Genomic DNA, 3,635 nt, shown 5'->3' with positions numbered 1-3,635 from the left:
AGCCCTGTAACCAGCCTGCATCGTCTATCCTCCGGATCCATTGCATCTTAACAGTGCCGCTTCCCACCACCCAGCACTGCCGGGAAGTTATTTCTCACTCGTTCCTTAGCTGGACACACCATTTCGCCAACGATTGAAATAAGTGTTCCGGGTAAACGGTTTGGAAGTTCAGGCGTTGAGTAAGGACGCCAACTCGAACCGCGTTCCATGAAGTGCATCATCAAGCTAAGCGAAGTTGAGAAGCGTACCTTGCAGCAATGTCCGTCAATCACAAGCATCGAGGGTATTGTCAGGTTGTTGCGCGGTCGGCGGATATAATGTTGCATGAAGAACGCTTCCATGTCCGCCTTACCATCGACCGATGCGTTGATCTCGTTCAAGAGTTATCGATTTCCGCCCGACGTCATCAGCTATGCTGTGTGGCTGTACTATCGCTTGCCGCTGAGCCTGCGTATGGTCGAAGAGATCTTGGCTGCGCGCGGTATCGAGCGCGCAACGTGAGGCGGCACACGCATGGTTCGGCCAAGTCGGACACGCAGCTTGGGTCACTTGTCCACTGACCGAAAACGGCATGCTGCGCATCATCGGCAATCCGCGTTATCCGAACACGCTCGAGACGCCGGCCGCTGTCGCACCACTCGCGGCACAATTGCGAGCACATCCCAGCCACGAGTTCTGGGCTGACGACGTGAGCCTGCTCGATCTACAACACGTCGATGCGAACCGGATCCTTGCGACAGATCAAGTTGCCGATACCTATCTGCACGCGCGCGCGCATCGCGGCACGCTCGCGACGTTTGATCGCCGGCTGGTCGTCGACGCGTCCCCGACGGCGCGCGGCACCTCGAATTGATCACATAACGGCCGACGACACCGGAGGGTTGGAGGCGCTGCTTCGTTGCGGGGCCAAACGAGATAGCCCTCCAGCCTTTTCTTTGATTAGTAATGCATGATGAATTCGGCAATTCGCTTCATGTCAAATGTGACCAGCAGTTAAATTGGGTTCTGCCCGTCAGCGGGTTCGACCATGTCGATTGTTCGCGATTGCTTCCGCCTGCGAGCTAGTCGAGCCATCCCTGACTTATGCCGTACGCCGCCCTCAGCACCGAAGACAACGCCGCAGATCAGTGATTATGCCCCGTCGAATCATCAATAGTTTAAAGTATGAACGGTTCACCCCGATCCGTTAATAGCGCCTTATCGCGATCAAAACCGGCAATTCAACCAATTGTGAGCATAGGTGAATATTGCTCACAATTCCGCCGCCGCCGTCGCTTACCTGCTAACCTGTCGCGCAGAGCGTTTTTCTCCCTCATCTTCTTCGCCACCGGCCGATCACCGTAAACTCCATGAAAACGACTCCTATCCCGCCCTCTAACGCCGATTTCAGCAGCAGCTATTCGCGTACCAACGGCAGCACGCAGCCGTCGCGTCGAAAAGGAGCCGGATTGGCAGCGCTGGGCGCGCTAAATGAGATACGGTCTAGTCTCCAGGCGAGGAAAAGCCAGCCAACGTGCCCCACCGGAACCGTACTGCAGGGCTCACAAACCTGCAGCATCGAGACGAAGTTTTTTTTGACGAAACAACAATGCGAGGCCCAGTCTGATTCAGACTTGGACCGCGCCGACGAAGCGGCACTCGAACAGGCCATAACGGAAAGTAAACAAAGTCTCGCGAACGCTACGGGCATGGACCCGAGCCAACCAACCAACAATCTACACGTAGACCGATCCCTTCGGGATTTTGACGCAATATGCTCGCAGCGCGTCAATGAGCATATCCAAGGGGAGCTGGAGCGAAACGGTTACAAAGTCGTTGATAATCCGGGCAGTGGGGACAATTGCGTGTTTTACTCCATCGCCGCCCAGTTGGTAGATCGCGCTATGAACCAGGAAGACCGGGAACAGGCCATCCAGACGTATGCGCAGCTGATGCGCGAAGCGTTCAACCACCGTCAGGAGTTCGCAGGCGAGACGGGCATGATCCATCTTGACGGTGCCACAGCGCAAGCTATTGCTCAGATTGCCAGCGAGGAGTTCGGAAAGCCTGTCACACTGACCGTAGGGATCGCCAACCCCGACAAATATGTCATAAACGAGTCAGTGGTGGAGCGGATCCACGACAGGCTGAACCAGATCTACAATCTCGAAGACCAGATTAACGCCGAAGCCGCGTTGAACGATCCTGATACCACCACGTGGGACCAGATTAGGCAACTACTCCATGCGGCCAACCAGCACGACGCCACCAAGGAACTGATACAGATCTGTGAGGGGTATCCACCGCTGGCACTGAACACCTACAGTTCCATATCTGCTCAGTCACATGAGCCCAGCCCGTCCCAAAAGGTGCAACTCTGGAATCAGGGCAATCATGTCGTTGGGGTGGAACCGATGGACTTGGGCAATACCGTCGCATTTGAACGATCCGAAATCCCGAAGTCACGATACAGTATGCCTGGTGAAATTACAGAAACACGATATTCTAAAATCGATCCTACTACATACAAAAGCTTTAACGAGTTTAAGGAAAAAATTCAAAATCGAATAGATATTGCACAAAAACAGGATAAGCTTCATACCCTACCCGGCATCTGCGGCTTGGCATACGCCATTAATGGGGATAAATCGCTCGACTCTTCGCTGATTGCCATCGGGAGGATGGCAACCATTGCGAACCGAGACGCCAGCAAAACTGGTCAGCTTCCCGAATTGTCACGTGCATTTGGTCAGTTCCTGCAGGAACTCGGCGTCGTCCTTGCCGAGAGAGGGGAATGGCCGGAACAGCCACTTGAGCGGCTAAAAATAACCTGCACGTCGGCTGGCTTGTCCGATTTATTTGAGCAGGCCAATGAGATGGAAAATACCTAGATCAACACCTCGTTCGTCAATTCAAGTCAGGCAAGCGAATCACGCTCAGATAAGCTCTCAACAAAAAGTAACTCCATAGTCTGAGTGAGGTTGCCCGCAAATATCCTATCTGGGCATTGTCAGGTTGTTGCGAGATCGGTGGATTGAATGGAAAACTTCCACGACCGCTTCACCGTCGGCCGATGATGCGTCGATCTCGTTCAAGGCTTATCGATTTCCGCCCGACATCATCAGCGACTCGGCGTGGCTGTACTATCGCTTCCGCTGAGCCTGCGTATGCTCGAAGAGATCCTGGTTGCACGCGGTATCAGGCTGACGTATTAGACCATGACCATGTGCGATTGGGCGACGAAGTGTTCGGTTTGGCAATCCCCAAACGTATCCGTTTGACGGCGCTGGCGCGCGGCGGCAAGTGGCCTCTTGATGAGGTTGTGGTGACGATCAACGGCAAAAAGCGGTTGTGGCGTGCGGTCGATCAGGACACGGTGCCGTACTCAACATACTGGTGCAGAGTCGCCGTGACAAGCCGCAGCCAAACGCCTGGCGACCGAGAAGGCGTCAGCCGAAGATCTGCTGCCCTGCCTCGGTCACCTGCTCGCCAGCGCGGGCGCGCCGCAACTGATGACGCCGCCGCTGCGCCACACGCTGTGCGAACACGCACTGGGCAACTATCGCGTCCTCTCGACATTGGCCAACGAACTGCTGAACACCGCTGCCCAGCGTGAACTGTCCGAACTCGACGAGAAGCTGTACTTCGAGGTGTTT

Annotated in this window: 2 protein-coding genes and 2 pseudogenes; all 4 read left to right on the top strand. The window is 54.9% G+C overall.

The window, feature by feature from the left end:
* Window positions 1–339 precede the first annotated feature (339 nt).
* Window positions 340–486 (top strand): annotated as a pseudogene (locus AWB78_RS48050) (IS6 family transposase); the annotation flags it as partial.
* An 85-nt stretch (window positions 487–571) separates the two neighbouring features.
* Window positions 572–853, top strand: coding sequence for a hypothetical protein (locus AWB78_RS41785; protein ID WP_232478120.1), 282 nt, complete (start codon window positions 572–574; stop codon window positions 851–853).
* Between the two features lie 496 nt (window positions 854–1,349).
* Window positions 1,350–2,870: an OTU domain-containing protein gene (locus AWB78_RS41780; RefSeq protein WP_157697881.1), complete on the top strand. Its 1,521-nt coding sequence runs from the start codon at window positions 1,350–1,352 to the stop codon at window positions 2,868–2,870.
* 142 nt (window positions 2,871–3,012) lie between these two features.
* Window positions 3,013–3,635, top strand: a pseudogene (locus AWB78_RS49660) (DDE-type integrase/transposase/recombinase); the annotation flags it as partial.

It is taken from the genome of Caballeronia calidae (assembly GCF_900044055.2).
Lineage (GTDB): Bacteria > Pseudomonadota > Gammaproteobacteria > Burkholderiales > Burkholderiaceae > Caballeronia > Caballeronia calidae.
The sequence above is the reverse complement of the archived record's forward strand: the minus strand, read 5'-3'. Positions and strand labels throughout refer to the sequence as shown.

Excerpts from the sequence above, each read along its gene's own strand:
- AWB78_RS41785 (WP_232478120.1), top strand. The coding sequence starts at position 572 with ATGCTGCGCATCATCGGCAATCCGCGTTATCCGAACACGCTCGAGACG.
- AWB78_RS41780 (WP_157697881.1), top strand. The coding sequence starts at position 1,350 with ATGAAAACGACTCCTATCCCGCCCTCTAACGCCGATTTCAGCAGCAGC.